The organism is Streptomyces sparsogenes, assembly GCF_001704635.1.
In the GTDB taxonomy this organism is placed as follows: domain Bacteria; phylum Actinomycetota; class Actinomycetes; order Streptomycetales; family Streptomycetaceae; genus Streptomyces; species Streptomyces sparsogenes.
In genome coordinates, this window is the sequence record NZ_MAXF01000166.1 from 1 (window position 1) to 6,697 (window position 6,697).

General features: G+C 76.9%; 2 protein-coding genes. Both read right to left on the reverse strand.

Annotated elements, in window-relative coordinates; translation table 11 throughout:
- On the reverse strand, positions 1–4,406 hold a 4,406-nt coding region (locus BBH68_RS32295), incomplete at its 3' end, for a type I polyketide synthase (protein ID WP_141713111.1).
- Positions 4,407–4,500: 94 nt separating this feature from the next.
- A partial coding sequence (locus BBH68_RS32300) for an SDR family NAD(P)-dependent oxidoreductase (RefSeq protein ID WP_141713112.1) occupies positions 4,501–6,697 on the reverse strand: 2,197 nt, incomplete at its 5' end.

Genomic DNA, 6,697 nt, shown 5'->3' on the forward strand with positions numbered 1-6,697 from the left:
ACCCCGGTGCCGCCGGTGATCAGTACGGGACCCTCGCCGTCCCTCGGGAAGGGCGCGGGCTCGGCGTCGCGGACCCTGGCCAGCCTGGGCACCAGGGCGGTGCCCTCGCGGACGGCGATCTCCGGTTCACCGGCGGCCGCCGCGGCCGCCACGACGGCCGGCAGCGCCGCGAGCGAGGCGGCCGTGGTGTCGAGGTCGACCTGGACGAGCCGCCCGGGGTACTCGGCGGCCGCCGAGCGCACCAGGCCGCGCGCGGTCGCCGAGGCCACGTCGACGGGCTCGTCGGCGGAGGTCGCGGCGCCGCCGTGGGTGAGCACCACCAGGAGTACGGGTTCGAAGGCGTCGTCCGCCATCCAGGCGCGGACGGTCTCCAGCACCCGGACGGCCGCGTCCCGCGCGGCCCGCGGAGTCCCGTCCCCGGCCCCCTCGGCGCTCGGCACGGTCAGGAACACGGTGTCCGGCGCGGGCTCCCGGCCCTCGCCGGCCACGGCCGCGCGCAGCTCGTCCAGGCCGGTGAAGACCGCGGCGCCCTCCGGCGCCGGGCCCTCGCCCAGGTAGGCCGGGTTCCGGCCCTCCGGGGCCGCGGCGCCGCCCGGCAGCGGGGCCCAGGAGACCTCGTACAGCGAGGACAGGGCGGCTGGCGTGCCGGTGACCTCCGAGGTGTCCAGCGGTCGGGTCGTCATCCGCTCGACGGTGAGCACGGGGCGCCCCGTGGGGTCGGTCAGCAGCAGCTCGGCCGCGTCCGGCCCGGCGGGACGCAGCCGTATCCGTACCGCGGTGGCGCCGGTGGCGTGCGGCTCGACGCCCGTGAAGGCGACGGGGGACGCGCCCTCGGCCGGCTGCGTCGCGGCGTCCACCAGGGCCGGGTGCACACAGAACCGCGCGGCGTCGCCGGCCGCGGACTCCGTCAGCTCGGCCTCGGCGAAGATCTCCTGGCCGCGGTGCCACACCCCGCGCAGGCCGCGGAAGTACGGGCCGCGGTCGACTCCGGCGGCTGTCAGGCGCGCGTACAGCTCCTCGGGGTCGGCCGGGGTGGCGCCGGGTGGCGGCCAGGCGCCGGCCGGCGACGCGTCGGGGGTCGTGGCGCCGGTCGCGAGGCCGAGGGTGCCGGTGGCGTGCAGGGTCCAGGCGCGCTCCGGGTCGTCGGGCGCGTCGGCGTCGGCGAAGACCCGTACGCGGCGGCCGCCGCGCTCGTCCGGCGCGTCCACGACGACCTGGATGTCGACGCCCCTCGCGGCGCCGGGGGCGGCGTCGGGCAGCACCAGGGGCCGGTGCAGCTCCAGGTCGTCCAGCCGGTCGGCGCCCAGGTGTCCGCCGGTGTGCAGGGCCAGTTCGAGCAGGACGGCGGCGGGCACGACGGCACGTCCCGCGACCGTGTGGTCGGCGAGCCAGGGGTGGGAGTCGGTGCCCAGGCGGCCGGTGCAGACGTAGCCCTCGCCGCCGGCGAGCGCGATGCCCGCGGACAGCAGCGGGTGGCCGAGCGCGGACAGCCCGGCGCCGGCGACGTCCGCGGCGCCGCCCGAGCCGTCCAGCCAGTAGCGGCGGCGCTGGAAGGCGTAGGTGGGCAGCTCGACCCGCCCGGCCCCGGACCCGGCGAAGACCGCCTGCCAGTCCGGTTCGACGCCCTGGACCCACAGCTCCGCGAGCGCGGTCAGCAGCCGCCGAGGTCCGCCCTCGTCGCGGCGCAGGGTGCCCACCGCGACGACCTCGCCGCCCAGCGCGCTGCCGGTGTCCTCGACCGCCGCGGTCAGCACCGGGTGGGCGCTGACCTCGACGAAGACGGTGCTGCCCGCCCTGACGAGGGTCTGTACGGTGTCATGGAAGCGGACCGGCTCGCGCAGGTTGCGGTACCAGTACGCGGCGTCGGCCGCGCCGTCCGCGAGGAGTTCGGCGGTGACGGTGGAGTACATCGGCACCCGGGCCGGGCGCGCGGTGGTGGGCGCGGCCAGCTCCAGCAGGGCCTCGCGCAACTGCTCGACCTGGGCGGTGTGGGAGGCGTAGTCCACCGGGATGCGGCGGGCGCGTGTCCCGTCCCGCTCGCAGGTGGCCATCAGCTCGTCCAGCGACGCCGTCTCGCCGGCCACGACCGTGGACTGCGGGCCGTTGACGGTGGCGACGCCGATGCGGCCGTCCCAGGGGGCGATGAGTTCCTCGGCCGCCTCCCGGGTCAGCGGCAGCGAGACCATGCCGCCCCGGCCCGCGAGCTCCCGGCCGATGAGCCGGCTGCGCAGGGCCACGATACGGGCCGCGTCCTCCAGCGAGAGCACGTCGGCGACGACGGCGGCGGCCAGTTCGCCCTGGGAGTGGCCCACCACGGCGGACGGTTCGACACCGTGCCGGCGCCACAGGTGTGCCAGGGAGACCATGACCGCCCACAGCAGGGGCTGGACCACGTCCACCCGCTCGAGGGACGGCGCCCCCGGCCGCTGCCTGAGCACGTCGAGCGGCGAGAAGTCGATGTGCGGCGCCAGGGCCGCCGCACACTCCTCGAAGCGGGCCGCGAACGGCGGCGAGGCGTCCAGGAGTTCGGTGGCCATGCCCGCCCACTGGGCGCCCTGGCCGGGGAAGACGAACACCACGTCGGAGGGGGGCTCGCCGGACAGGACACCGGAGACGACGCCGGCGGCGGGCTCGCCGCTCTCCACCGCGGCCAGGCCCGCGGCGAGTTCCTCCAGGTCGCCGCCGAGCACCACGGCGCGGTGTTCCAGGCCCGCCCGTGTGGTGGCCAGGGACCAGCCGACGTCGGCGGTGGCCGCCTCCGACGCGGCGGCGAACTCGCGCAGCCGGGCCGCCTGCGCACGCAGCCCGGCGGCCGATTGCCCGGAGACCGGCCAGGGCACCACGGCGCCGGCGGCCACCACCCCGGCGGGCGCCGGCTCCTCCACGGGCCCGCCCTCGGGCCCGGAGGAATCGACGGGCTCGGCGGGCTCGGCGGAATCGGCCGGCCCGGCGGCGTCGGCGGGCACGGCGGCGTCGGCGGGCACGGCGGAATCGGCCGGCCCGGTGGTGTCGGCGGGCTCGGTGGCCGGGGCCTCCTCGATGATGATGTGCGCGTTGGTGCCGCTCACCCCGAAGGAGGACACGGCGGCCCGGCGCGGCCGGCCGGTGTCCGGCCAGGGCCGGTTGTCGGTCACCAGCTCGACGGCGCCGGAGGCCCAGTCCACGTGGCGGGTGGCCTCGTCCACGTGCAGCGTCCTGGGGACGGTGCCGTGCCGCATGGCCTCGACCATCTTGATGACGCCCGCGACACCCGCGGCCGCCTGGGTGTGGCCGATGTTGGACTTGACCGAGCCGAGCAGCACGGGGCGCTCCCGCGGCCGGTCCTTGCCGTAGGTGGCCAGCAGGGCGTCGGCCTCGATGGGGTCGCCGAGGGTGGTGCCGGTGCCGTGCGCCTCGACCACGTCCACGTGGGCGGGGGCGAGCCCCGCGTCGTCCAGAGCCCGCCGGATGACGCGCTGCTGGGAGGGGCCGTTGGGCGCGGTCAGGCCGTTGGAGGCGCCGTCCTGGTTCACCGCGCTGCCCCGGATGACGGCCAGCACCCGGTGGCCGTTGCGGCGCGCGTCCGACAGCCGCTCCACCAGCAGCAGTCCGACGCCCTCACCGAGGCCCGTGCCGTCCGCGCTGTCCGCGAAGGCGCGGCAGCGGCCGTCGCGGGAGAGCCCCTGCTGGCGGCTGAACTCGACGAACACCTCGGGGGTCGCCATGACCATCACCCCGCCGGCGAGCGCCAGCGAGCACTCGCCGCGCCGCAGTGCGCTGACCGCCAGGTGCAGCGCCACCAGCGAGGACGAGCAGGCCGTGTCGACGGTGAGCGCCGGGCCCTCCAGGCCGAGGGTGTAGGAGATCCGCCCGGAGATGACGCTGTCGGCGCGCCCGGTGAGCAGATAGCCGTGCACCTCGTCGGGGGCCGTGGCCCGGTCGCCGTAGCCGTGGAAGCTGGAGCCCACGAAGACGCCGGTGTCGCTGCCGCGCAGCGCGGTGGGGGCGATGCCGGAGCGTTCGAGCAGCTCCCAGGAGGTCTCCAGGAGCAGCCGCTGCTGCGGGTCCATGGCCAGCGCCTCGCGCGGCGAGATCCCGAAGAGGGCGGCGTCGAACTCGGCCGCCTCGTGCAGGAATCCGCCCTCCGCCACGTACGAGGTGCCCGGGCGCTCGCCCGTCACGTCGAACTGGCCCGCCACGTCCCAGCCGCGGTCGGCGGGGAGCGGGGAGATGGCGTCGGTGCCGTCGGCCACCAGCCGCCACAGCTCCTCGGGCGAGGCCACGCCCCCCGGGTAGCGGCAGCTCATGCCGACGATCGCCACCGGTTCGAGGGCCGCCGACTCCACCTCGCGCAGCCGTGACTTGGTCTCCTTCAGCTCCGCGGTCACGCGCTTGAGATAGTCGAAGAGCTTCTCTTCATTCGCCATGGGGGACGGGTCCATCCTTCGCAGCACTGAAGTGGGCAGAGGTGTTCCGGGCCGGGTCAGGGGGCCGGCGCGCGGGGCGTCCGGCCGGTCCGGATCACGGCTCCCCCAGCTCTTCGTCGATCATCGCGAACACCTCGTCCTGGGAGGCGCCCGTCAGGTCCCAGCCCTGCCCGGAGGCGCCGCCCGACGTGACGACCGAGTCGGGGCTCACCCGGCGCAGCAGCTTCTCCAGCCGCTCGGCCACCTCTCCCCTGGCCGGGTCGTCGTCGCGCAGGCCGGCCAGCTCGGCGTCCAGGCGGTCCAGTTCGTCCAGCACCGGGCTGGTGGATGTCTCGTCGCCCAGCAGCAGGTCGTGGAGGTAGGCGACGAGGGCGGCGACCGTCGGGTAGTCGAAGATCAGGCCGGCGGGCAGCTTGTGGCCGACGGCCTTCCCGAGCCGGTTGCGCAGCTCCACCGCGGTCACCGAGTCCAGGCCCAGCTCGCCGAACGGCCGGGTGAGCGGCACCGATTCCGCTCCGTCGTGGCCCAGGACGGCCGCGGCGTGGCCACGGACCGCCTCGCGCAGCACCCGGTCCCGCTCCGTGCGGGCCAGGCCGCGCAGGCGCTCGGCCAGTGCGGGGCCCGATCGGCCGGCGGTGTCGCCCTGCCGGTCCGCGGCCGGTTCCCGGTGGCGGGCGACCTCCGGCAGGCCGTACAGCAGCGGGCTGGGCCGGGCGGCGGTGTAGGCGAGCCGGAACTTGTCCCACTCGATGTCCGCGAGGACCACGAAGGCGTCGTCCCCGGCCAGGGCCCGCTCCATGGCGAGCGTGGCACGCCGGGGGGACATGAGCGGCACTCCGTGCCTGCGGCGCAGGTCGGCGACGGCGTCCTGCTCCGCCATGCCGCCCTGGTCCCACGCGCCCCAGCCGATGGAGGTCGCCACCTGCCCGTGGGCCCTGCGGTACCAGGCCAGTGCGTCCAGATAGGCGTTGCCGGGGGCGTAGTTGCCCTGGCCGGCGGCGCCGAAGGTGCCCGCGGTGGACGAGAAGAGCACGAACGCCGACAGGTCCGCGGCCGCGGTCAGCTCGTGCAGATTCCAGGCGGCGCCGGCCTTCGACCGCAGCGCCGCCGCCACACGGGGCAAGGTCAGTGTCTCCAGGGGGCCGTCGTCCAGGGCGGCCGCGGTGTGGAAGACCGCGGTCAGCGGCAGCTCGTCCGGGATGGTGGCCAGTGCGGCCGCCAGCGCCTCGCGGTCGCCCACGTCGCAGGACAGGATGGTCACCCGGGTGCCCGTTTCGGTCAGTTCGGCCCGCAGCCGATCGGCGCCCTCGGCCCGGGGGCCGCTCCGGCTCAGCAGCAGCAGGTGTTCGGCTCCCCGGGCCGCGAGCCGGCGCGCGAGGTGGCCGCCGAGCGCCCCGGTGCCGCCGGTGATGAGCACGGTGCCCTTGGGGGTCGGCCAGGTGTCGCCGCGCCCCGCGGAGGCCGCGGTGCGTACGAGCCTCCTGGCGCGTACGCCGGAGGGGCGCACCGCCAGTTGGTCCTCCCCCGACTCGCCGGACAGCAGCGCGCACAGCCGGTCGACGTCCCGCTCCCCGGGCTCGGCCGGCAGGTCGATCAGCCCGCCCCAGCGGTCGGGGTACTCCTGGGCCGCCACCCGGCCCAGTCCCCACACCATGGCCTGCCGGGGCCCGGTGAGTTCGCCGGGGCTCCCGGTGGTGACCGCGCCGCTGGTGACGCACCACAGCGGGGCCGTGACGGCGGAGGCGGCCAGGGCCTGGATCAGTCCCAGGGTGCGGGTGAAGCCGAGGGGCACGCCCGGGTGTGCCGGGTGGGATTCCTCGTCCCAGCCGGTCAGTGCGAGCACTCCGGCGGCCCGCTCGTGCCCCTCCAGGGCGCGCAGCCGCCCGGCGATCTCCTCCGGGTACGGGGCGGCCCCCGGGTTCCCGGTGTCCTCGGTCGGCTCCGCGGGGAGCGGGAGCCACTGGACGGCGCCGCCGCGGCGCTCGACGCCCGCGGCGATGGCGCGCACCGTCGGGTCGTCGGCGCGCTCCTCGGGGACGGCCAGCAGCCAGGTGCCGTCCAGCCGGCCCGGTGCCTCCGCCACCGGCACCCACTCGATCCCGTAGCGCCAGGCGTCCACGGCGGATTCCTCGCGCCGCTCCCGGTGCCAGGCGGAGAGGGCGGGCAGGACGACGGCCAGCGAGGAGCGCACCGCGTCGTCCGCGACGCCCAGTTCGGAGGCGAGCCCTTCGGTGTCCCCGCCGTCCACCGCCGACCAGAACGCGCCGTCGGTGCCGGAGTCCGCCGTGCCC